Consider the following 331-nt stretch of genomic DNA (forward strand, 5'->3'; position numbering starts at 1 on the left):
TAAACGACTAACGCCTTACTAACGGGCGATAACGCGATACCACCCAACCTGAATATTGTGCCATAAACACGGAGCTAAAATTGCGACTGAAGTCGCCAAGTGTTAGGAGTCCCTGTTAAGTAATTTGTTATGTATTCTCGACTCTGTCACGACTTGGGTTTCTACAGATGAATTCGATTTTGTGGTTGAAATATAAGTAATTAAAGACAATTGTCCAGGCAAGGCTAACCCAATTGTCATCCCCTTTAGCTAGCAACAATGTGGAATTTAGTAAGTTTCGAACTTTCAACGCCCAAACTAATACAGCAACCCAAGTGATGAAGGATACTAA

General features: G+C 40.5%; 1 protein-coding gene. It reads right to left on the reverse strand.

What is annotated here, in order from left to right:
* Window positions 1-127 precede the first annotated feature (127 nt).
* The coding region (locus BCU12_RS23535; protein WP_206748378.1) for a hypothetical protein at window positions 128-331 on the reverse strand (204 nt) is incomplete at its 5' end.

The sequence above is a fragment of the Vibrio sp. 10N.261.55.A7 genome (genome assembly GCF_002877365.1).
Taxonomy (GTDB): domain Bacteria; phylum Pseudomonadota; class Gammaproteobacteria; order Enterobacterales; family Vibrionaceae; genus Vibrio.